Here is a 22367-nt window from a genome sequence, read left to right as displayed (position 1 = left end):
CACACTGTCGCATAACGGTACGCTGCCCGATCGCGGGATGCGCAGGGCGCGAAAATCGCCTATGCGCGGCGCAACACACGACTCCGATCACCCTTCCACCAACCCCGCTGGACCGCAATGCCGCTGGAAATCGTCTATCGCCCGGTTGTCTTGCCCCCCGTGCCGGTCTTGCCGCGCGCGGGTTTCACGCAAGCGCCGCGCGCGGACGCAACCGCGGCCTGCCCGGTCACGCACGCGCAGCCACACCCGGCGCCTTTGCCAGAACCACGCCCACGCGATTTTGTCGCGCGCATCCGGCGCCGCGACATGACCTCGTTGCGGCGCGCGCTGCACCGGCCCGCACGGGCCCGCCAGCGGATTGCCGGCATTGTGGCGATCGGACTGCTGCCTGCGCTGCTGGCGGTAATCGGCTGGGGCGATCCGCACGGCATCGCCGGTGCCAGCGCGCAGGACCGTGCACCAGCGTGGCATGCCTCGGCGCCTGCCAGCAATGCACCCGCAACTGCTGTGGCAGCACAACCGGTTTCGGCATGGGATCGCGCGCTGGCCGGGTTGCACGGCGATGGCGACCTGCCCCAACCGGCCGCCGCGCTGGACCTGCCGCCACCATCCGTCCCGGCGGCGCGACCCTTGGCCCTGGCCGGAACCGGGCTGGACCATGTACGCGCGCTGCAATGCCTGACCGCGGCGATCTATTACGAAGCGGCGCGTGAACCCGACGATGGGCAACGTGCGGTGGCACAAGTCGTGCTGAACCGAGTCGCCCATCCGGCCTTTCCCAAAACCGTTTGCGGCGTGGTCTATCAGGGGTCGGAACGTGCGGGTTGCCAGTTCAGCTTTGCCTGCGACGGCGCGCTCGCACACGCGCCGATGGCCGCCTATTGGGATCGCGCACGCCGGGTGGCAGCGGCGGCGCTGGCAGGGTCGGTCTATGCGCCAATCGGCCTTTCCACGCATTACCACACCGGCGCGGTCCACCCGGCGTGGTCGGACAGCATGATCCTGCAGGACACGATCGGCGCGCACCAGTTCTATCGCTGGACCGGCAATGCCGGGCAACCGCGCGCGTTCAGCGCGGTCTATGCCGGCGGCGAGCCCGTCGCCGCCCCGCATCCGCGCACCTGGGTTTCGACCACCGCCGACTTTGCCGATCCGCTGGTCCTGGCCCAGGCGTTTGAGGCCGGACGGCTGGCCGCGCTGCGCCGTGCGATGGCAACCGGGCCCACGATGGGCATCGATCCGGCGATTGCGCGGGTCGGCGCGGGCTTTGGCCAGCAACCGCTGCCGCATGGTGCGTCGTCGCTTGATCCCGTTGGCGCGGCGGGCAGCGAACCGGCACGTGATACCCCCGGCGCGAACCGCATCCTGCCCGGATCGGGCGCGGTGCGACCCGACGCGACGCAACAATACGACAGCGCCGCGCACTGGATTCACCAGCCCGGCGCGTGATTGCGGGCAGTGCCGCATCCCACAGGACAGGCATGAACACACATCCGGATTTAGCGTTTCCTTTACCCTGTCACCTCACCCCACATTCATGGCTGCGGGATTAAACGGGCCACAGCAGCGGACGTGGAACCGCTGGTCAGGAGATCGATGCCATGCTGCACTTTGCCCCCCGCTATGGTATTGCCGCCCCCGCACTGGTCCGCCCGTCACGCCAGATCTGGCGCCCGGCGATGAACGACAACCAACGCCCAGCGCCGGACCGCAAATCCACGGGCCTGGCCGCCAACGACGCGGTCGCCACCGCCGACCAGGTCATTGACGGATCGATCAGCGATGTGCGGGTACAGGCGGCCCTGCGGCTGTTTGCCGCGCATGGCCTGTCCGCGGCGGAACGCGCACGGCTGGCCGCCGCCAGCGCCAACGCGCGTGGCGATGACAACGATGCGCGCTGGTGGAATGAAATCAGCCTGATGCTCGGCCAGCGCCGCCACCCCTGATCCGTCGCTGCACAAACCGCCCGCGTTCGCATGCCCGGTGTCCATGGCGTGGCGCAAGGTCGCGCGCGCCATCATTGCAGGACATTGCTGCCGGTCATTCCCGGTTCACGTGCGAGGGTTAGTAAGCGAGGCAGTATCGGTCGCAGCAGTACATTTTGATATTGCGAACCGTTATCATAAAAACCCCCGAATACGGCCTTTTATCGCCTTGCAATCCCATTCCCACCGGCTTACGGCCCGGGGCAACCCACCAGGCACCTTCCTGTCAAGCGGGACTGGGCAGGCACCCGGCTGGTCGTGATGTGATCTTTGTTCAGTCCCGCGCGTACGGGAAAGGACCGTTAACAATGGCTCGCAAGAAAATTGCGCTGATCGGCGCCGGCAACATTGGCGGCACGCTCGCCCACCTCGCCGCGCAAAAGGAACTGGGTGATATCGTGCTGTTCGACGTGGTCGAAGGCGTGCCCCAGGGCAAGGCGCTGGACCTGTCGCAGTGCGGCCCGGTCGAAGGCTTTGATGCCAAGATCACCGGCACCAACGATTATCAGGACATCGCCGGCGCCGACGTGATCATCGTCACCGCCGGGATCGCGCGCAAGCCGGGGATGAGCCGTGATGACCTGCTGGGCATCAACCTGAAAGTGATGAAGGCGGTTGGCGAAGGGATCAAGACCCACGCCCCCGACGCGTTCGTGATCTGCATCACCAACCCGCTGGATGCGATGGTGTGGGCCCTGCGCGAATTTTCCGGGCTGCCGACCAACAAGGTCGTGGGCATGGCCGGCGTGCTCGATTCCGCACGGTTCACCACTTTCCTGGCGCAGGAATTCGGGGTGTCGGTGCGCGATGTCACCTCATTCGTGCTGGGCGGTCATGGCGATACCATGGTGCCGGTGGTCGAATATTCGACTGTGGCCGGCATCCCGGTCACCGATCTGATCAAGATGGGCCTGTCGTCGCAGGAAAACATCGACGCCATTGTGAAGCGTACGCGCGGCGGCGGCGGTGAAATCGTCGGCCTGCTGAAAACCGGATCGGCGTTCTATGCCCCGGCGGCATCGGGCATCGCCATGGCCGAAGCCTATCTGAACGATCAAAAACGCATCCTGCCCTGCGCCGCACATGTCAGCGGCGAATATGGCGTTGATGGCCTGTATGTCGGGGTGCCGGTAATGATCGGCGCGGGCGGCGTGGAAAAGGTCATCGAAATCATGCTGGATGACACCGCCAGGGCCAACCTTCAGGTGTCGGTCGATGCGGTCAAGGAACTGCTGGATGCGTGCAAGGCGATCGACCCCGATCTGGCCTGATCACCCTGAATACGCCTGTCCGTTTGGAAACACGGGCGGGCGTATTCGCACGTAACGGCAACGCGTCGGGGTTTTTGCAGGTTGCATGGCACAACGCGCCGTGTTGCCCGCCCCGACGGGGACGACAATGACCCTGGTGCCATCCCGCACCAGGGTTTCCGACGCCCCGCCCGCGCCCCCGCGCTGGTGGACCGGGCACAGGAGTTGAGATGATGGGTCAGGACGTGCACCAGTTTGATCGCGATCCCGCGCAGGATGAACCGCAGCCGGGGCCAAGCTGGGCATCACCGCGCTGGCCGGTGACCGATGCCGCCGCGGGCGATGATCTGACCCGCGCGCTCGATCCGCTGGCGCTGAAGCTGGAGATTGGCGCTGCGGTCAAAGGCGCGCCAAAGAATGGCGCGCCCAAACTGGATGAAGCCGCGCTGGAACAGGCCGCGCAGGACAGCCTGCGCGCGATGCTGCTGATCCGCACCTATCGCGTGCGCGGGCATCTGACCGCCGATCTTGATCCGCTGGGGCTGGCGCGGCAGGATGTGCCCGCCGACCTTTCGCCCGAATACCATGGCTTTGTGGGTGCTGCGCTCGATCGCAAGGTCTATCTGGGCGGCATCCTGGGCGTCGACTGGGCCACGCCGAACGAGATCGTGGCGATCCTGCGGCGCAACTATTGCGGCAAGATCGCGTTTGAATTCATGCACATCGCCGATGTCGCCGAACGCAAGTTCATCCAGGACCGCATCGAAGGCGGCGACAAGGCGATCGATTTCACCCCCAATGGCAAAAAGGCCATCCTGGGCGCGGTTATCCGCGGCGAACAGTACGAGAAATTCCTGGGCCGCAAATATGTCGGCACCAAGCGGTTCGGGCTGGATGGCGGGGAATCGATGATCCCGGCGCTGGAGGCAGTGATCAAGTATGGCGGCCAGCTGGGCGTGCGCGAAATGATCTGCGGCATGTCGCATCGCGGCCGGCTGAACGTGCTGGCGAACGTGATGGCCAAGCCATACCGCGTGATCTTTCACGAATTTTCGGGCGGCAGCGCCAATCCCGAAGACGTGGCAGGTTCGGGCGATGTGAAATACCACCTGGGCACCTCTACCGACCGTGAATTCGACGGGATCAAGGTGCACATGAGCCTGCAGCCCAACCCGTCACACCTGGAAACGGTCGATCCGGTGGTGCTGGGCAAGACCCGCGCGCAACAGATGTTTCGCGATGACCTGGGGCCGGGCAAGCACAAGCAGGTGCTGCCGATCCTGATCCACGGCGATGCCGCGTTTGCCGGCCAGGGCATCGTGTGGGAATGCCTGGGCCTGTCGGGCGTGCGCGGATACGACACTGGCGGCTGCATCCACTTCATCGTCAACAACCAGATCGGCTTTACCACTTCCCCGCAATTTTCGCGCGGATCACCCTATCCATCGGACGTGGCCAAGGGCGTGCAGGCGCCGATCATCCACGTCAACGGCGATGACCCCGAAGCGGTGACGTTCGCGTGCAAGCTGGCGATCGATTACCGCCAGCGGTTTGGCCGCGATGTGGTGGTCGATATGTGGTGCTATCGCCGGTTCGGGCATAACGAAGGCGATGAGCCCAGCTTTACCCAGCCGCTGATGTACGCCAAAATCCGCGCGCATCCGCCGATCAGCGCGATCTATGCCGAACGGCTGGTGGCGCAGGGCGTGATCGATGGCAATTGGAAGGGTGAGATCGAAGACCGCTTCGTCGCCACGCTTGAGGCTGAATTCGACGCGGCCAAAAGCTACAAGGCCAACGAGGCCGACTGGTTCGGCGGACGCTGGAGCGGGCTGAACCGCCCGGCCGATCCGGTTACCGCGCGGCGCAACGTGCCGACCGGGATCGATGGCAAGCTGTTCGACAGTCTGGGCCGCGTGCTGACCACCGTCCCCGACGGGCTGACCGTGCACAAGACGCTGGGCCGCGTGATCGATGCCAAGCGCGACATGTTCAAAACCGGCAGCGGGTTCGACTGGGCCACCGGCGAAGCACTGGCGTTTGGCAGCCTGGCCACCGAAGGGTTCAACGTGCGCCTGTCGGGGCAGGATTCGGGCCGCGGCACATTCAGCCAGCGCCATGCGGTGTGGGTGGACCAGACCGACGAGCACAAATATGTGCCGCTCGCGACGCTGCCGCACGGCCGGTTTGAAGTGCATGACAGCACCCTGTCGGAATATGGCGTGCTGGGTTTTGAATATGGCTATGCCAGCGCCGACCCCAAGACGCTGGTGCTGTGGGAAGCGCAATTCGGCGATTTCGCCAATGGCGCGCAGATCGTCATTGACCAGTATATCGCCGCATCCGAAGCAAAATGGCTGCGCGCCAATGGCCTGGTGCTGTTGCTGCCGCATGGCTACGAAGGTCAGGGCCCGGAACATTCGTCGGCGCGACTGGAACGTTACCTGCAGCTGTGTGCCGAAGACAACCTGCAGGTGTGCAACATCACCACGCCGGCCAATTATTTCCACGTGTTGCGGCGGCAGATGCATCGCCCGTTCCGCAAACCGCTGGTGATCATGACCCCCAAAAGCCTGTTGCGCCATCCGCTGGCCAGATCGGATGCATCCGATTTCGTCGGCGAAGGGCACTTCATGCGCATCCTGTCGGACATCAATGGCGCGGATGACGACACCACGCGCAAGGTGATCCTGTGCAGCGGCAAGGTCGCCTATGACCTGTTCGAAGCGCGCGACCAGCAGGGCGCAAAGGATGTGCAGATCATCCGGCTGGAACAGCTGTACCCCTTCCCCGGTGAACCGCTGGCGGTCCGGCTGGCGCGCATGCCCAATCTGGAAGACGTGGTGTGGTGCCAGGAAGAACCGCGCAACAACGGCGCCTGGTTCTTTGTCGAACCCATGATCGAGGAAGCATTGCGCACCGCCGGCAGCAAAGTCGCGCGCCCACGCTATGCCGGGCGCAATGCCTCTGCCTCACCCGCCACGGGCCTGGCCAAGCGGCACGCCAATGAACAGGCGGCGCTGATCGCCAATGCCCTGGCACTGTCGGTGCGCGGTGAAATCCGCCGTCGCAAAAAGGCCTGATTTTTTAGCGTTTTCATCCCCCCATTCAGATCATTTGCCCAAGGAACCCAGGCAATGTCCATCGAAGTCAGAGTCCCGACGCTGGGCGAAAGCGTAAGCGAGGCGACCGTCGGCCAGTGGCTGAAAAAGCCCGGTGAAGCGGTCGCGCTCGATGAGCCGATCGCCAGCCTGGAAACCGACAAAGTCGCCATCGATGTGCCCGCACCCGCCGCCGGAATCATGGGCGACTGGGTCGCCAAAGAGGGCGACACGGTATCGGTGGGCGCGCTGCTGGCGCTGATCGAGGCGACCGGCGCGGCCCCGGCGGCACCCGCTGCGCCCGCGCCTGCGCCTGTTGCACCCGCGCCAGTGGTGGCCGCACCGGCGCCGGCACCGGCACCAGCACCCGCACCCACGGCCGCCAAGGTGGCGACCGATGGCGATGCCGTGGCGCTGTCACCTTCGGTCCGCCGCGCCGTGCTGGAATATGGCATCGACCCTGCCACGGTCAAAGGCACCGGCGCCGGCGGCCGGCTGACCAAGGAAGACGTGCTCGCCGCCGCGCAGGCCAAGGCGGTCACGCCGATGGCGGCACCCGCGCCGGTGCCCGCCGCCCCGGTCGCCAGCACCGCGCCGGGCCGCAACGAAGAACGCGTAAAAATGACGCGGTTGCGCCAGACCATCGCCAAGCGGCTGAAATCGGCGCAGGAAAATGCCGCACTGCTGACCACGTTCAACGATGTCGATATGTCGGCGGTGATGGCCGCGCGCGACCGGTTCAAGGACGCGTTCGAAAAGAAGCACGGCATCAAGCTGGGCTTCATGTCGTTCTTTGCCAAGGCATCGTGCCTGGCGTTGAAAGACATCCCCTCGGTCAACGCCCGGATCGAAGGCGACGAGATCATCTATCACGACTATGTCGATATCTCGATCGCGGTATCGGCCCCCAATGGCCTGGTGGTGCCGGTGGTGCGCGATGTCGACAAGCTGTCGTTCGCCGGGATCGAAGCCGCGATTGCCGGTTATGGCAAAAAGGCACGCGACGGCACGCTGACCATGGACGACATGAAGGGCGGCACTTTCACCATTTCCAACGGCGGTGTGTTTGGCGGGCTGATGTCCACCCCGATCATCAACCCGCCGCAGTCGGCCGTGCTGGGGCTGCACCGCATCGAAGACCGCCCGGTGGTGCGCAATGGCCAGATCGTGATCCGCCCGATGATGTATATCGCGCTGAGCTATGACCATCGCCTGATCGACGGACGCGAGGCGGTGACCGCGCTCAAGACCATCAAGGAAGCGATCGAGGATCCCACGCGGCTGCTGATCGATCTGTGATCGAACCACACCCTCGCGCGCGGCTGGTATCTTGAAGGACCGACACAATGGCTGAATACGATTACGACGTGCTGGTGATCGGTGCCGGCCCCGGCGGCTATGTCGCAGCGATCCGCGCGGCGCAGCTGGGGCTGAAGACCGCGTGTGCCGATGGCCGCGCCACGCTGGGCGGCACCTGCCTGAATGTCGGCTGCATCCCGTCAAAGGCGCTGCTGCACGGGTCGGAACTGTATGACCAGGCCGCCAATGGCACGATGGCCAAATTCGGCGTCATGGCCGCCGGGGTCACGCTCGATCTGGATGCGATGCAGGCGGAAAAGGCGCTGGCGGTCAAGGAGCTGACCGGCGGGATCGAATTCCTGTTCAAGAAAAACAAGGTCACCTGGCTGAAAGGCCACGCGACGTTTGCCGATGCGCATGCGGTCGATGTCGCCGGCGCGCGGGTTTCGGCAAAGCATATCGTGATCGCCACCGGATCATCGGTCACGCCGCTGCCCGGCGTGACGGTCGATAACGATGGCGGGGTGATTGTCGATTCCACCGGCGCGCTGGCGCTGACCAAAGTGCCGGGGCACCTGGCGGTAATCGGCGGCGGGGTGATCGGGCTGGAACTGGGTTCGGTGTGGAGCCGGCTCGGCGCCAAGGTGACCGTGGTCGAATATCTGGACCAGTTGCTGCCCGGCATGGACGGCGACGTGCGCAAGGAAGCCGCCAAAATATTCAAAAAGCAGGGCTTTGACATCAAGCTGGGGACCAAGGTCACCGGCGTCGTTGCCAACGATGGCATGGCCACGCTGACGCTGGAACCTGCCAAGGGTGGCACGGTCGAAACGCTGGAGGCCGATGTCGTGCTGGTCGCGATCGGCCGCCGCCCCAATGTCGATGGCCTGGGCCTCGACGCCATCGGGTTGACGGTCAATGCACGTGGGCAGATCGACACCGATCACGATTTCCGCACTGCCGTCGATGGCGTGTGGGCAGTCGGTGACGTCATCCCGGGGCCGATGCTGGCGCACAAGGCCGAAGATGAGGGCATTGCGGTTGCGGAAAACATCGCCGGGCTGACCGGCCTGGTCAACCACGCGGTCATCCCCGGCGTGGTCTATACCGCGCCCGAATTCGCCGGGGTCGGCCTGACCGAAGAAGCGGCCAAAGCGTTGGGCGAGGTAAAAGTCGGCAAATTCCCGATGATGGCCAACAGCCGCGCCAAGACCAACCGCGAAACCGACGGTTTTGTCAAAGTGATCGCCGATGCCAAAACCGACCGCGTGCTGGGCGTGTGGATCGTCGCCAGCCTGGCCGGCACGATGATCGCAGAGGCCGCGCTGGCGATGGAACTGGGCGCCACCAGCGAGGACATCGCCTATACTTGCCACGCCCACCCCACCCATGCCGAAGCGCTGAAAGAGGCGGCGATGGCGGTTATGGGCAAGCCCATCCATATGTGAGGCGGGTTGGATATAACTCCACCACCTCCATCGCCCCCCCCCCCCCGGGTCAAGCCCGGGGAGACGCGAGGTGGATGATGGTATTCACCCCATCTCCACCACGACTTTGCCCACTGCCGACCGGTTTTCCAGGCTGGTAATCGCCTCGGCCGCGCGTTCCAGCGGGAACCGTGCATAGATGCGTGGCGCGATACGGCCATCGGCCAACATCGCAAACAGTTCGGCGACCTGTTCCTTGAATTTCAGCGGCTCGCGCGCGACAAAGGCGCCCCAGAACACACCGCACACATCGCAGGATTTGAGCAGGGTCAGGTTGAGCGGCAGCCGCGCGATCCCGGCGGGGAAACCGACCACCAGGAACCGCCCTTCCCATGCGATCGCGCGTAGTGCGGGTTCGGAATAATCGCCGCCGACCACGTCATAGATGATGTTCGCGCCATTGGGACCGCACGCGGCCTTGAACGCGTCGGTCAGTTCGCGCGATTGCGCCTTGTCGAACGGAGCGCGGCCATAAATGACCACATCGTCCGCTCCCACCGCGCGCGCCAGTTCCGCCTTTTCGGCCGAAGACACCGCCGCGATCACGCGTGCGCCAAACGCCTTGGCCAGTTCCACCGCCGCCAGCCCGACGCCGCCCGCCGCACCCAGCACCAGCACGACATCGCCGGCCTTGATATGCCCGCGATCGACCAGCCCGTGGTAATTGGTGCCATAGGTCATCAGCAGCGAAGCGCCGGTATCGAAATCGACGCCATCGGGCAGGGCAAACAGCCGCGCCGCTTCCACCACTGCCTGCGTGGCCAGGCCACCGCTGCCGATCATGCCGATCACCCGGTCACCCACCTGCCAGCCGGTCACGCCGTCACCCACCGCGGTGATCACCCCGGCGATTTCGCTGCCCGGGGCAAACGGCCGCGCCGGTTTGAACTGATAGAGGTCGCGGATGATCAGCGTATCGGGAAAGTTGATCGAACAGGCCTTGACCGCGACCACCACCTGGCCCGCACCGGGCACCAGATCGGGCAGTTCGTCCATCACCAGCGTTTCGGGGCCACCGGGGGCGTGGCTGCGCAACGATTTCATGGCATTCTCCCATTGATTGTTTTGGTGCGGCGCGATCCCGATTAACCGGGTAACGCCCACAAGGCCGCGCCACAGATGCCAACATTTGCGGCCTGAGGAAAGGCCTTTTAATCGCGCGTTTAAGCCGCCGCGGCGACTTGGGTGCCCTTGGCCAGAAACGGGCGATCGGCGCGCACGGTGCTTTCAAACGCGCCGATGGCATCGCTGCGCGCCAGCGTCAGCCCCACTTCGTCCAGCCCGCCCAGCAGGCAGGTTTTGCGAAAGGCATCGATTTCAAAGGTGAAACGGTCCTGAAACGGCGTGGTCACGGTCTGGTTTTCCAGATCGACGTGGATCGGCTGGGTCTGGGCGACCTCGATCAGGCGGTCGATCGCATCCTGCGGCAGGACCACGGTGACAATGCCGTTCTTGAACGCGTTGCCCGAAAAGATGTCGGAAAACGACGGCGCGATCACCGCGCGCACGCCCAGGTCCAGCAGCGCCCAGGCGGCATGTTCACGGCTGGACCCGCAACCAAAATTGTCACCCGCGATCAGGATCGGCGCACCGGCAAATTCGGCGCTGTCGAACAGGTTGTCGGGATCTTTGCGCAGGGTTTCAAACGCGCCCCGGCCCAGCCCTTCACGCGTAATGGTTTTCAGCCAGTGCGAAGGGATGATCACGTCGGTATCGACGTTTTTCTGCCCAAACGGATAGGCGCGGCCGTCGATCTGGTTCACGGGTTCCATGGTGGGGTAGGGTCCTGTCGTTCAATCGGTTTCGGGTGGCAGCGTCGGCGTGACGGCGGCCTTGGCCTTGTCGGCGCGGTCCTTGCGTTGCGAGGCATAGAGCAAGGCGGCGGCAATCGCGGCCGAACCGATCGCGGCGCCCGCGCCCGCCAGCGCGGCCTTTGCCGCCCACGATCCGTTGCCGCCGGCTTCGGGCTTGTCATCGGTCTTGCTCATCGCGCAGTCCTCCCTTGCGTTATCATGTCCCTGGCGCACTCTAGCGCGATCAGCTTAGCGATACTTGAACGGGTCAGATGAGTGTACGCACGTCGGTCAGATGGCCGGTCACTGCGGCTGCGGCGGCCATCGCCGGGCTGACCAGGTGGGTGCGCGCGCCTGGCCCCTGCCGCCCGACAAAATTGCGGTTGCTGGTCGATGCGCAACGTTCGCCCGCCGGCACTTTGTCGGGGTTCATGCCCAGACACGCCGAACAGCCGGGTTCGCGCCATTCAAAGCCGGCGTCACGGAACACCTGGTCCAGCCCTTCGGCCTCGGCCATCGCCTTGACCAGCCCCGACCCCGGCACGACGATTGCCCATTTGACGCTGTCGGCCTTGGTCCGGCCCTTCAGCACTGCCGCGGCGGCGCGCAAATCTTCGATCCGGCTGTTGGTGCAGCTGCCGATGAACACGTTCTGGATGGCAACCTCGTCCATCGCCTGCCCGGGTTCCAGCCCCATATAGGCCAGCGATTTGGCCGCGGCATCGCGCTTTGACGCATCGGCAAAGCTGTCGGGCGCGGGCACGCGTGCGGTGATTGCTACCACGTCTTCGGGGCTGGTGCCCCAGGTCACGCTGGGCGCGATGTCGGCCGCATCGATCACCACCACTTTGTCATAGTGCGCGCCGGCATCAGTCGACAGGCTGTGCCACCACGCCACCGCCTGGTCCCAATCATCGCCCTTTGGCGCATAAGGACGGCCTTTGACATAGGCGATCGTCTTGTCATCGGGCGCAATCAGCCCGGCGCGGGCGCCATGTTCGATCGCCATGTTCGACACCGTCAACCGGCCCTCGATCGACAGCGCGCGGATCACCGGGCCGGTATATTCGATCACATAGCCGCTGCCGCCGGCCGCGCCGAGCACGCCGGTGATGTGCAGCACCAGGTCCTTCGCCGAAACGCCGGGGCCCAGTTCGCCTTCGATGCGCACTTCCATCGATTTCGATTGTTTCAGCAAAAGCGTCTGCGTCGCCAGCACATGTTCAACCTCGCTGGTGCCGATGCCGAACGCCAGCGCGCCCAGCCCGCCGTGGCAGGCGGTATGGCTGTCACCGCAGACGATGGTCGCGCCGGGCAGCGAAAAGCCCTGTTCCGGCCCGACCACATGCACGATGCCCTGTTCGCGGTCCGCATCGCCGATATAGCGGATGCCGAACGCGGGGGCATTGCGTTCCAGCGCGGCCAGTTGCGCCGCGCTTTCGCCATCGGCAATCGCGATGCGCGCGCCCTGGCTATCACGCCGCGCAGTGGTGGGCAGGTTGTGGTCGGGCACCGCCAGCGTCAGATCGGGGCGGCGGACGGTCCGCCCGGCCAGCCGCAGCGCCTCAAACGCCTGCGGGCTGGTCACTTCGTGCACCAGGTGGCGGTCGATATAGATCAGGCAGGTGTCATCATCGCGACGTTCGACAACATGCGCGTTCCAGATTTTCTGGTAGAGCGTTTGGGGATTTTTCGTGGCCATGAATGTCGGTTAAGCCTGCGGCCCGCGCTTTTCAAGGCATGCGTTGCATTTCAAGGCAGTCGTTGCGCTTGCGCATGGTCAAGCCGCCGATCAGCGGGTATAGCCGCGACCATCATGATCGCCACGCTCCTCATCCGTGCCGCTATCGTTCTGGCGGCTGCCACCACGATGGAAATTGTCGCCTGGTCCAGCCACAAATATGTGATGCACGGGTTTGGCTGGGTGTGGCACCGCGACCATCACGAACGGCACGACGGTTTCTGTGAATTGAACGACCTGTATGCGGTGGTCGGCGCGGCGATTTCGATATCCTGCTTCATGATCGGCAGCCCGCTGGTGCTGGGTGCGTCGGCGTGGTGGCCGGCCACGTGGATCGGGATCGGGGTCATGCTTTATGGTGCGATCTATACACTGATCCATGACGGCATCGTGCATCAGCGCTGGTTCCGCTATGTCCCGCGCAGCGGCTATCCGATGCGGCTGGTGCAGGCGCACAAGCTGCACCACGCGACCGAGGGCAAGGAAGGCGGGGTCAGTTTCGGCTTTGTATTCGCCCGCGACCCCAAAGTGCTGAAGCGCGAATTGAAAGCCCAGCGCGAAGCCGGCGTGGCCAAAGTGCGCGACGCGATTTAATCGAGCAACGCTACCGCATCACCCACGGTGATTGTGCCAGGGCCATCGGGGATGGCGTTGGTGCCGAAAATCGGTTCGGCTCGAACGCTGGCCATGACTCGTCCCATGGCCTTCAACGTCTTCAGCGGTTCCAGCGGATCGGTCACGGCGCCCGAATCGGGGTCCTGGGTGGTAACAACGCAGCGCGTGCAGGGTTTGACCACGCGCAAAGTCACATCGCCAATGCACAGACAGTGCCAGCCATCTTCGGCAAAGGCCGATGCGCCGGCGATCACCAGATTGGGGCGAAACCGCGCCATCGGCATCGGCACTGGCAGCCGGGCGTTAAGCGCATCGAGCGATTCGACCACGGCCACCAACAGCGGATAGCCATCGGCAAAGCTGACATGATCGCCCACGTGGCCAAAAGCGGGATCGACCGGGCGGTGCGCGGTATCGGGCATATGCACCAGCCGCACTGCCCGGCCCATGCGCGTCGACAACCAGTGCGCCGCAGCATCCCCGGCATCGTGCGCCATCACCGGATCGCCCCAGACCTGCACCGCCAGCGGCTGGGCATGATCGGGCTCGGCCACGCTGATCGCACCGCCATCGCGGTGCGACAAGGTGATCCCGCCATCGACGGGATCGGCATGGAGCAAGGCCATCACCGGCAATTCGCGCCGGGTCAGAAACCGGCCCTGCGGCGTGACCATCAACCAGCGCCGATCACCGGCAATCCCGCGCGGTTCCACCCGGGCGGATGTCAGCGCCTGCCCGCCCATCGATTTGACCGGATAGCGGTGCAGCGCGACAACCCGCAGCGTCATACGGCGGTGCCGGCGATGCGCGCGGCATGGTCACGCACCAGCGCGATCATGTTGGGCACGCCTTGTGTGCGGTTGGATGACAATTGCCGTTTCAGATCAAACCGGTCGAGCAGCGCCGCGATGTCGGCCGTGGCCACCGACCCGGCCGGCTGATCCTGCACCGCAGCCAGCACCAGCGCGACAATCCCCTTGGTGATCGCGGCATTGCTGTCGGCCAGAAAATGCAGATCGGCGCCGCCGCGTTCCAATGGATAGACCCACACGCTGGCCGAACAGCCGCGCACCAGCGTGGCATCGGTCTTCAGCGCATCGGGCATCGGTTCCAGTTCCCGCCCCAGGTCGATCAGCAGGCGATAGCGATCATCGCCGTCGAGGAATTCATATTCGTCGTAAATATCGTCGAGTGTGCGCATCACCGGTCCCTAGCAGAGCGGGCATCACGCAAAAACCCCCCTAACGGTCACGCAGGGCGTCAATCTCGTGCGCCAGGTCACGGCTGCTGCGGTTGTCGGTGACGATCCGTTCCAGCACCGCGATGCGGGTGTTGAGCGCGGCCACTTCACGCGCCAGTGCGGCGGTTTCGGCGCTGTCGCCGCGCAGACCTTCGATGCGCGCCTGTGCCGCATGGCGGCTGCGCATCACGCGGGCGACCTGCGTGATGGCAACGATGATGATAATGGCCAGCCAGAAGTCCACGGTATGGTATCCTTGATCCAGAAAAACCGACGGGGGCTATTGCAGCGCTTTGGTCGCCACCGGCGCCGCCGTATCGGTGCGCAAGGCCTCGATCTCGTCGGCCAACGCCTGGCCGCGATCGGTCACGATGCGTTCCAGCACGCGCACGCGTTCTTCCAGCACGGCGGTCTGCGCCGCCGATTGCGCGGCGCGGTCGTTGGCAGCACTTGCGCGAATCTCCTCCACCCGGCGCTGGTGCGTAGTCCATATCGCGATCACCGGGATCATCAGCGCGATGATCGGGATCAGCAGGGCCAGCGTTCCGTTATCCATTGTCGTATCCCCCCGGAAAATATGCGGCCAAAAAACTCAGCGCAACTGTTCGATTTCGGCCGCCAGCGTCGGATTGGACGACACATAAAACGCCTCGACTTCGGCCAGGCGGCGGTCGATATCGCGAAATTGCGACCGCACTTCGCGTGCGGTGCGGGCGGGCGACTGGCGCACGCCCTGCCAGAATTTCGCCTCGGCGGCATCGGCATAGAGGCTGATCGGCTTTTTTTCCGACAGGAACCCCAGCGCGAAATAGACCACCGGCATGAACCCCATGCCGCACAGCGTGGCGACCACAAACCCCAGCCGGACCCAAAGCACATCCAGCCCGGTGTAATCGGCGATCCCGGCACAGACCCCCATCCATTTGCCATTGGCCTTGTCGCGATAGAATTTGGTGCGAGCGGTGTTCATTTGCGCAACCCCTTTTTGTCGGCAAGCATCCGTTCCAGCTCACCCAATGGTTCATCATCGCTGCCTGGCGCGGTGCGCCCCAGCGGCCGAAATTCCGGGTGGTCGGCGGTTACCAGCCGCTCCACCGTGGCCATGCGTTCATCCAGCCGGCGGGCCAGCCGGTACAGTTCATCCAGCAGCGCCTCATCCCCCGAGGTCAGCGTCGCGGCGGTTTTCCAGCGCGTGACATAGTGCATGATGATCCACGGCAGCACGATGAACAGCGCTACGACCGCGACCAGACCGATCACGTCTCCGGTATCCATGGCTCAGCCCTCCTTCGGTGCGGCGGACTGGTCGATCGCGCGTTTCATCGCCGCCAGTTCCGCATCGATATGGTCTTCGCCCGCCAGCGCGGCGATTTCATCGGCCAGCGTCGGTTTGGGCGTAGCGAGCCCCAGCGCATCGGCGCGCCCTTCGGCATCATCGACCCGGCGTTCCAGCTGATCAAACCGCGACAGCGCCTCATCCACGCGTTCGGTGGTCATCAGCGTGCGCAGCCGCACCCGGTTTTCCGCCGATTCCAGCCGCGCGGCAATCGCGCTCTGCCGGCTGCGCGCTTCGCGCAAACGGGTCTGCAGCTTTTCGATATCGGTTTCATAGGCGCGCAGCGAATCCGCCAGGATGGCCACTTCGGTGCGCAGTTGCGCGGCCATGTCGGTCGCCTTTTTCTTTTCCACCAGCGCGGCGCGGGCCAGGTCTTCGCGCGCCTTGGACAAGGCCAGCGCGGCCTTGTCGGACCAGTCGGTTGCCAGCCGGTCCAGCCGATCGGTGTGGCGCTGCATCTCTTTCTGATCGGCGATGCTGCGCGCGGCCGAGGCGCGCACTTCGACCAGGGTTTCTTCCATTTCCAGGATGATCATGCGGATCATCTTCACCGGGTCTTCGGCACGATCGAGCAAGTCGCTGAAATTGGCGGCGATGATATCGCGGGTACGGGAAAAAATACTCATCGGAAAAGCTCCGTTGTTGCGACGGCGATAGGGGCTGTCGGTTCCGCCACGCGCATCCTGATCGATGATGCCAGACTGCCGCGCCAGAACCGCGCGATCAAGCCGCGAAAGCGGATCGGGCGGCATGGTCATGCCAGTTCGCCAGTGATCGCCGCCGGGCTGGCCACCACATGCGGGGCAATCATCAGGGCGCCGAGCGGAGGCTGGCGCATGGTCGCCACCCCGCTGAGCGCGACGAGCGCCAGAATGCTGGCCAGCGCGGCGCGGCCGAGCGGCGATGCGAGGAAGCGGGCGGTATCGGTCACAATCTGTCTCCTCAGGTCGTTGAGGTGCCCGTGATGGGCCACGCAACCATGTCTGCATGGGTCGTGCCAGTTGGAAAAAGGCGCGGATTTGCGCGGTTTCACGGTATTTCCCGAATAAACTGACATGGGCATTCTTGCCTGATGTTGGTAAAATCTGCTATTCCTTGGGAATGGAACGCCAGACGCAATTGATCGGCCAGGCCAGTCCTTTTCTGGACGCGGTCGAACGCGCCAGCCGAGCCGCGCCGTTGCGCCGCCCGGTGCTGGTGATCGGCGAACGCGGCACCGGCAAGGAACTGATTGCCGAACGCCTGCACCACCTGTCCACCCGCTGGCAGGAACCGCTGGTAACGATGAACTGCGCCGCGCTGCCCGAAACATTGATCGAAACCGAACTGTTCGGGCACGAAGCCGGCGCCTTTACCGGTGCCGCGCGTGCGCGCGCCGGCCGGTTTGAAGAAGCGGACCGTGGCACGCTGTTTCTGGACGAACTGGGCACGCTGTCGATGGCGGCACAGGAACGGCTGTTGCGCGTGATCGAATATGGCGAAGTGACGCGAATCGGCGCTTCGCGGCCGTTGCGGGTGGATGTGCGGATCGTTGCCGCCACCAACGAGGACCTGCCGCGCATGGCCAACGCGGGCCGGTTCCGCCCCGATCTGCTCGACCGGCTGAGCTTTGAGGTGATTACGCTGCCGCCGTTGCGCGCGCGCGAAGAGGATATTGGCGTACTGGCCGACCATTTCGGGCGGCGCATGGCCGCCGAACTGGGGTGGGACACCTGGCCCGGGTTTGCCGATATGGTGGCCGCCGCGCTGGATGCGCATCCCTGGCCCGGCAATGTGCGCGAACTGCGCAATGTGGTCGAACGCGCGGTCTATCGCTGGGATGATCCCACCCGCCCGATCGGTGCGGTGCAGTTCGATCCGTTCGACAGCCCGTGGAAACCGATCGGTACTGATGTGGTCAAAGAACCAGTCACCACCGCCCACGCAATACCGGCTGCCCCTGCCCCGGCCACCGATCTTGACGGTGTGACCGATTTGCGCGCGGCGGTGGACAGCCACGAACGTGCGATCATCGATCATCACCTGGCGCGCCACCGGTTCAACCAGCGCCAGACCGCCAAGGCGCTGGGGCTCAGCTATGACCAGTTGCGCCACGCGCTGCGCCGCCACGGCCTGATCGACCGCACCTGAGCCAACCGGCACAAATGGCCCTCACCCGATTGACCTTGCGCGATTTTCGCAACCATGCCGCGACCCGGCTGGACCAGATGGCCACGTTCAACGTGCTGGTGGGCGAAAACGGCGCTGGCAAAACCAACGTGTTGGAAGCGATCAGCCTGCTGGCGCCCGGGCGCGGTCTACGACGCGCACAACCAGCGGACATGGCGGCGGCAACCGGCCCCGGCGGGTTTGCCATTGCCGCCGATCTGGAGGCAGGCGCACTGTCGATCGGCACCATGACCACGCCCGCTGCGCCAGGGCGGCGCACCGTGCGCATCAATGGCGCCGATGGCCCGGCCACGCGGCTGGCAGAATGGCTGGCGATCACCTGGCTGACCCCGGCGATGGACCGCCTGTTTGCCGAAGGTGCATCGGCGCGGCGGCGGTTTCTGGATCGGCTGGTGCTGGCGGGCGACCCCGGCCACGCACGCAACGCCGCGCGGTATGAGGCGGCGTTGCGCGAACGCAACCGGCTGCTGGCCGACCCGGCCGAGCCCGACCCGGTGTGGATGGACGCGCTGGAGGTGCAACTGGCGGGCACCGGTGTGGCGATCGCCGTCGCACGGCGCACGCTGACCATGCGACTGGATGCTGCCATCGCTGCCGAACCTGCAGGGCCGTTTGCGCGACCGCTGCTGACCTATGCCGGGGAAACCCCCGACATGCCCGCTGCGCTGGCCGCGATGCTGCGCGACGGGCGCCGCCGCGACCGGGCCGCCGGGCGCACCCTGGTGGGCCCGCACCGGGATGATCTGGCGGTGACCATGGCCGCCAAGGACGCGCCCGCCGCCACCTGTTCCACCGGCGAACAAAAGGCGATGCTGATCAGTATCGTGCTGGCACACGCGGCGCTGGGTGCGGCTTCGGGTGGCGGCACGCGCCCGCGCCTGCTGCTGCTCGATGAAATCGCCGCGCACCTTGATCCGCTGCGCCGCGCCGCGCTCTATGCCCGGCTGGCCACATCCGGCGCGCAAGTGTGGATGACCGGCACCGAACCGGCGCCGTTCGCCGACCTGCCCGCCCCCGCCGCGTTCTGGCGCGTCGCCGACGGGCGGGTGGAGCGGATTTAGCCCAGCTTCGCCTTCAGCACCTGGTTGACCAGCTGCGGATTGCCCTTGCCGGCCATCGCCTTCATCGTCTGGCCCACGAAAAAGCCGAACAGCGCTTCTTTGCCATCGCGGTATTGTGCGACTTTGTCGGCGTTGGCGGCCAGCACGGCATCGACCGCGGCCTCGATCGCGCCGGTGTCGCTGGTCTGTTTCAGCCCGTCGCGTTCGACGATCACCCCGGGCAGATCACCGGTGTCCAGCATCTTTTCCAGCACCTGCTTTGCAATCGAGCCCGAAATCGTGCCATCGCCGACCAGCGCCAGCAATTGCGCGCCCGCCTCTGGCGTGACCGGGCTGTCGAACAGCGTCTTGCCCAGCTTGTTCAGCGCACCAAACAATTCGCTGGTCAGCCAGTTGGAGGCGGCGCGCGCCACATCACTTTCGGGCTTGGCCTGCAATTGCGCGCTGTGCGTCAGCAGGCGTTCAAACCAGCGCGCGGTTTCCGCCTCTGCGGTCAGCACCCCGGCGTTATAGGCCGACAGCCCCAGCGCGGTTTCATAGCGCACGCGCTTGGCATCGGGCAGTTCGGGCAAAGACGCGCGGCATTCTTCGATATAGGCCGCGTCGATCACCAGCGGCAGCAGATCGGGATCGGGGAAATAGCGGTAATCGTGCGCGTCTTCCTTGCTGCGCATCGACCGGGTGGTGCCGCTGTCAGGATCGAACAGGCGGGTTTCCTGCACGATCTTGCCGCCGGCCTCCAGCACGTCAACCTGGCGGCTGGCCTCGTATTCCACCGTCGCCATGACGAACCGCACCGAATTGACATTCTTGGTTTCGGTGCGCGTGCCAAACTCTTCACCCGGGCGCCGCACCGACACATTGACGTCGGCGCGCATCGAACCCTGGTCCATATTGCCGTCGCACGATCCGACATAGCGCAGGATGGTGCGCAATTTGGCCAGATAGGCGCCGGCCTCCGCCGGGCTGCGCATGTCGGGGCGGCTGACGATTTCCATCAGCGCGACGCCCGACCGGTTGAGATCGACATAGCTCATGGTCGGGTGCTGATCGTGCATCAGCTTGCCCGCATCCTGTTCGACATGGATGCGTTCGACGCCGATCACCTTGGTCTGATCGGGGTGCTTGTCATCAGGGGTGATTTCGACCGCGCCTTCGCCCACCAGCGGATGGTACAGCTGGCTGATCTGGTAGCCCTGCGGCAGATCGGCATAGAAATAGTTCTTGCGATCGAACCGCGACCACGGGTTGATCACCGCGTTGATCGCCAGCCCCGTGCGCACCGCCTGGCGGATGCATTCGGCATTGGGCACCGGCAACATGCCGGGCATCGCCGCGTCGACCAGGCTGACCTGGGTGTTGGGTTCGGCACCGAATGCCGTGGCCGCGCCCGAAAACAGTTTCGATTGCGTGGTGATCTGGGCGTGCACTTCCAGCCCGATGACCACTTCCCATTCGCCCGTTGCGCCCTGAATACGATAGGTCATGTTACCACCACTTGGCCGCGCGGGCAGAAAATCCGGCACGGGCTTCGATCGCCAGCCCGGCGTTGAGCACGCCCTGTTCGTCAAACGGCCGCCCGATCAGGTGCAGCCCCAGCGGTAGCCCGGCGCTGCACAGCCCGGCCGGCACCGACATCGCCGGCAACCCGGCGAGCGAGGCCGGCACCGAAAACACATCGTTCAGATACATTTCCAGCGGATCGGCGCTTTTTTGCCCCAGCACGAATGCCGATGACGGCGCGGTCGGCGTCAGGATCACGTCGCACTGGTCAAACGCCCGTTCAAAATCGCGCGCGATCAGCGCACGCACCTTTTGCGCCTGGGTGTAATAGGCGTCGTAAAACCCGGCGGACAGCACATACGTGCCGATCATGATCCGGCGTTTGACCTCTGGCCCAAACCCGGCGGCGCGGGTGGCGGCATACATGTCCTGCAGGCCGGCGTGATCGGGCAGATCGCGCAAACCATACCGCACGCCATCATAACGCGCGAGGTTGGATGACGCTTCGGCCGGGGCGATGATGTAATAGGTGGGCAGTGCATAGCGCGTGTGCGGCAGGCTGATATCCACCACGTTTGCGCCCGCATCTTTCAGCCAGGCGATGCCGTCGTCCCAGCTTTTGGCGACATCGGCGTTCAGCCCGTCGATGCGGTATTCGCGCGGGATGCCGACCGTGCGCCCGCGCAGATCATCCGACAGCGCGGCGCCCCATGCCGGCACCGGCATGTCCAGACTGGTCGAATCCTTGGGGTCAAAACCCGCCATCGCTGCCAGCATGACCGCGCAATCGGCCACGTCCCGCGCCATCGGCCCGGCCTGATCGAGCGATGAGGCAAACGCGACAATGCCCCAGCGGCTGCACCGGCCATACGTCGGCTTGATCCCGGTGATGCCGGTGAACGCGGCGGGCTGACGGATCGATCCGCCGGTGTCGGTGCCGGTCGCGGCGGCGACAATGCGCGCGGCGACCGCTGCCGATGAACCGCCCGATGAACCGCCCGGTGCGCGCGGTGCGGTATCGCCGTTGGCGCGCCACGGCGAAATGACATTGCCGAACGCGCTGGTTTCGTTGCTGGACCCCATCGCGAACTGGTCCAGGTTCAGCTTTCCCAGCATGCCCGCGCCGGCATCCCACAATTTCTGCGATACGGTCGATTCGTAGGGCGGGATGAACCCTTCCAGGATGTGGCTGGCGGCGGTGGTCTGCACGCCCTGCGTGGCGAACAGGTCCTTCATGCCGATCGGCACGCCCGCCAGCGGCGCCAGCGCTTGCCCGCCCGCGCGCGCGGCATCGACGCGCGCCGCTGCGGCCAGCGCATGATCGGGGGTGGTGACGATAAACGCGTTAAGCGCCGGATTGGCCTCCGCCACCGCGGCGTTGAACGCGGTCGCGACCTCGGTCGCGGTAAAATCGCCCGCAGCGACCCCGTCACGGATCGCGGTCAGGCTCAGCTCGGTCAGTTCGCTCATGTTATTCGATCACCTTGGGCACGCCGAAAAACCCGTGTTCGGGCGCGGGGGCGTTGGCCAGAATCTTGTCGCGGATACCGCCGCCGGTCAGCGGATTGGCGCCGACAACATCGGCGCGCAACCGTTGGTGGTTGGCGATCACTGCGGTCATCGGTTCGATCCCGGTCACATCAACCTCACCCAGTTGTTTAACCCAGGCGAGGATACCGTTCAGTTCGGGCACCATTGCGGCCAGTTCAGCCTCGGTAACCTTGATGCGGGACAGCGCGGCAATCTTGGCCACGTCGGCGGGGGTGACAGACATATCGCGTCGCCTT

24 protein-coding genes are annotated in these 22367 nt (G+C 65.1%); 9 read left to right on the top strand and 15 right to left on the bottom strand.

Annotation, left to right across the window (positions count from 1 at the left end; translation table 11 throughout):
- Window positions 1–306: 306 nt before the first annotated feature.
- The 6 genes from ABWP89_RS12305 to lpdA all read left to right on the top strand — a co-directional run bounded on the left by ABWP89_RS12305 (window position 307) and on the right by lpdA (window position 9083).
- Window positions 307–1449, top strand: coding sequence for a cell wall hydrolase (locus ABWP89_RS12305; protein ID WP_353229579.1), 1143 nt, complete (start codon window positions 307–309; stop codon window positions 1447–1449).
- Between the two features lie 152 nt (window positions 1450–1601).
- Entirely contained in the window at window positions 1602–1946 is a 345-nt protein-coding gene (locus ABWP89_RS12300) for a hypothetical protein (protein ID WP_353229578.1), read from the top strand.
- Between the two features lie 347 nt (window positions 1947–2293).
- Complete coding sequence (gene mdh, locus ABWP89_RS12295; protein ID WP_353229576.1) at window positions 2294–3256, top strand: malate dehydrogenase; 963 nt, start codon at window positions 2294–2296, stop codon at window positions 3254–3256.
- A gap of 212 nt (window positions 3257–3468) precedes the next feature.
- Window positions 3469–6318 carry a 2-oxoglutarate dehydrogenase E1 component gene (locus ABWP89_RS12290; protein ID WP_353229605.1) on the top strand — a complete coding sequence of 950 codons (2850 nt, stop codon included), beginning with the start codon at window positions 3469–3471 and terminating at the stop codon, window positions 6316–6318.
- A gap of 54 nt (window positions 6319–6372) precedes the next feature.
- Window positions 6373–7635: a 2-oxoglutarate dehydrogenase complex dihydrolipoyllysine-residue succinyltransferase gene (gene odhB, locus ABWP89_RS12285; protein ID WP_353229575.1), complete on the top strand. Its 1263-nt coding sequence runs from the start codon at window positions 6373–6375 to the stop codon at window positions 7633–7635.
- Between the two features lie 47 nt (window positions 7636–7682).
- A complete protein-coding gene (gene lpdA / locus ABWP89_RS12280) occupies window positions 7683–9083 on the top strand; it encodes a dihydrolipoyl dehydrogenase (protein ID WP_353229574.1) in 1401 nt (466 codons plus the stop codon).
- A gap of 84 nt (window positions 9084–9167) precedes the next feature.
- Here the strand turns inward: lpdA and ABWP89_RS12275 are convergent, their stop codons facing one another.
- The 4 genes from ABWP89_RS12275 to leuC form a co-directional block, all read right to left on the bottom strand.
- Window positions 9168–10166, bottom strand: coding sequence for an NADPH:quinone oxidoreductase family protein (locus ABWP89_RS12275; RefSeq protein WP_353229573.1), 999 nt, complete (start codon window positions 10164–10166; stop codon window positions 9168–9170).
- Between the two features lie 119 nt (window positions 10167–10285).
- Window positions 10286–10894 (bottom strand): 3-isopropylmalate dehydratase small subunit, encoded by a 609-nt coding sequence (leuD, locus tag ABWP89_RS12270; protein WP_353229572.1) that lies wholly within the window; start codon window positions 10892–10894, stop codon window positions 10286–10288.
- Between the two features lie 21 nt (window positions 10895–10915).
- Entirely contained in the window at window positions 10916–11110 is a 195-nt protein-coding gene (locus ABWP89_RS12265) for a hypothetical protein (RefSeq protein WP_353229571.1), read from the bottom strand.
- A gap of 73 nt (window positions 11111–11183) precedes the next feature.
- Complete coding sequence (gene leuC / locus ABWP89_RS12260) at window positions 11184–12617, bottom strand: 3-isopropylmalate dehydratase large subunit (protein WP_353229570.1); 1434 nt, start codon at window positions 12615–12617, stop codon at window positions 11184–11186.
- 114 nt (window positions 12618–12731) lie between these two features.
- Between leuC and ABWP89_RS12255 the strand changes: the two genes are divergently transcribed.
- On the top strand, window positions 12732–13250 hold the full coding sequence (locus ABWP89_RS12255) for a sterol desaturase family protein (RefSeq protein WP_353229569.1): 519 nt from the start codon (window positions 12732–12734) through the stop codon (window positions 13248–13250).
- On the opposite strand, the gene ABWP89_RS12250 is transcribed toward ABWP89_RS12255, so the two are convergent.
- The 8 genes from ABWP89_RS12250 to ABWP89_RS12215 are packed head-to-tail and all read right to left on the bottom strand — an operon-like array spanning window position 13247 to window position 16778.
- Window positions 13247–14059 carry an MOSC domain-containing protein gene (locus ABWP89_RS12250; RefSeq protein WP_353229568.1) on the bottom strand — a complete coding sequence of 271 codons (813 nt, stop codon included), beginning with the start codon at window positions 14057–14059 and terminating at the stop codon, window positions 13247–13249. The two genes, ABWP89_RS12255 and ABWP89_RS12250, sit on opposite strands and share 4 nt — an antisense overlap.
- Entirely contained in the window at window positions 14056–14472 is a 417-nt protein-coding gene (locus ABWP89_RS12245; RefSeq protein ID WP_353229567.1) for a SufE family protein, read from the bottom strand. Before ABWP89_RS12245 ends, ABWP89_RS12250 begins: the two co-directional genes overlap by 4 nt.
- A 40-nt stretch (window positions 14473–14512) precedes the next feature.
- Entirely contained in the window at window positions 14513–14755 is a 243-nt protein-coding gene (locus ABWP89_RS12240; RefSeq protein ID WP_353229566.1) for a hypothetical protein, read from the bottom strand.
- Between the two features lie 36 nt (window positions 14756–14791).
- Window positions 14792–15067: a hypothetical protein gene (locus ABWP89_RS12235; protein WP_353229565.1), complete on the bottom strand. Its 276-nt coding sequence runs from the start codon at window positions 15065–15067 to the stop codon at window positions 14792–14794.
- A 36-nt stretch (window positions 15068–15103) separates the two neighbouring features.
- Complete coding sequence (pspC, locus tag ABWP89_RS12230) at window positions 15104–15481, bottom strand: envelope stress response membrane protein PspC (protein WP_353229564.1); 378 nt, start codon at window positions 15479–15481, stop codon at window positions 15104–15106.
- On the bottom strand, window positions 15478–15786 hold the full coding sequence (pspB, locus tag ABWP89_RS12225; RefSeq protein ID WP_353229563.1) for an envelope stress response membrane protein PspB: 309 nt from the start codon (window positions 15784–15786) through the stop codon (window positions 15478–15480). The genes pspC and pspB overlap by 4 nt, the downstream gene beginning before the upstream one ends.
- A 3-nt stretch (window positions 15787–15789) precedes the next feature.
- A complete protein-coding gene (pspA, locus tag ABWP89_RS12220) occupies window positions 15790–16605 on the bottom strand; it encodes a phage shock protein PspA (protein ID WP_502915280.1) in 816 nt (271 codons plus the stop codon).
- Window positions 16602–16778, bottom strand: coding sequence for a hypothetical protein (locus ABWP89_RS12215; RefSeq protein WP_353229561.1), 177 nt, complete (start codon window positions 16776–16778; stop codon window positions 16602–16604). Before ABWP89_RS12215 ends, pspA begins: the two co-directional genes overlap by 4 nt.
- A gap of 170 nt (window positions 16779–16948) precedes the next feature.
- Here ABWP89_RS12215 and pspF point away from each other — a divergent pair, with 170 nt between their 5' ends.
- Together pspF and recF are read left to right on the top strand one after the other, a co-directional pair.
- Window positions 16949–17977 (top strand): phage shock protein operon transcriptional activator, encoded by a 1029-nt coding sequence (gene pspF, locus ABWP89_RS12210; RefSeq protein ID WP_353229560.1) that lies wholly within the window; start codon window positions 16949–16951, stop codon window positions 17975–17977.
- Window positions 17978–17991: 14 nt separating this feature from the next.
- Window positions 17992–19077 (top strand): DNA replication/repair protein RecF, encoded by a 1086-nt coding sequence (gene recF / locus ABWP89_RS12205; RefSeq protein ID WP_353229559.1) that lies wholly within the window; start codon window positions 17992–17994, stop codon window positions 19075–19077.
- Here the strand turns inward: recF and gatB are convergent.
- Genes gatB through gatC form a run of 3 tightly spaced genes read right to left on the bottom strand, consistent with a single transcriptional unit; the run spans window position 19074 to window position 22354 of the window.
- Complete coding sequence (gene gatB / locus ABWP89_RS12200) at window positions 19074–20564, bottom strand: Asp-tRNA(Asn)/Glu-tRNA(Gln) amidotransferase subunit GatB (RefSeq protein WP_353229558.1); 1491 nt, start codon at window positions 20562–20564, stop codon at window positions 19074–19076. The two genes, recF and gatB, sit on opposite strands and share 4 nt — an antisense overlap.
- Before the next feature lies 1 nt (window position 20565).
- Window positions 20566–22050 (bottom strand): Asp-tRNA(Asn)/Glu-tRNA(Gln) amidotransferase subunit GatA, encoded by a 1485-nt coding sequence (gene gatA / locus ABWP89_RS12195; RefSeq protein ID WP_353229556.1) that lies wholly within the window; start codon window positions 22048–22050, stop codon window positions 20566–20568.
- 1 nt (window position 22051) lies between these two features.
- Window positions 22052–22354, bottom strand: coding sequence for an Asp-tRNA(Asn)/Glu-tRNA(Gln) amidotransferase subunit GatC (gatC, locus tag ABWP89_RS12190; RefSeq protein WP_353229554.1), 303 nt, complete (start codon window positions 22352–22354; stop codon window positions 22052–22054).
- Window positions 22355–22367: the final 13 nt, after the last annotated feature.

The sequence above is a fragment of the Novosphingobium sp. genome, from assembly GCF_040398825.1.
In the GTDB taxonomy this organism is placed as follows: Bacteria; Pseudomonadota; Alphaproteobacteria; order Sphingomonadales; family Sphingomonadaceae; genus Novosphingobium.
The sequence above is the reverse complement of the archived record's forward strand: the minus strand, read 5'-3'. Positions and strand labels throughout refer to the sequence as shown.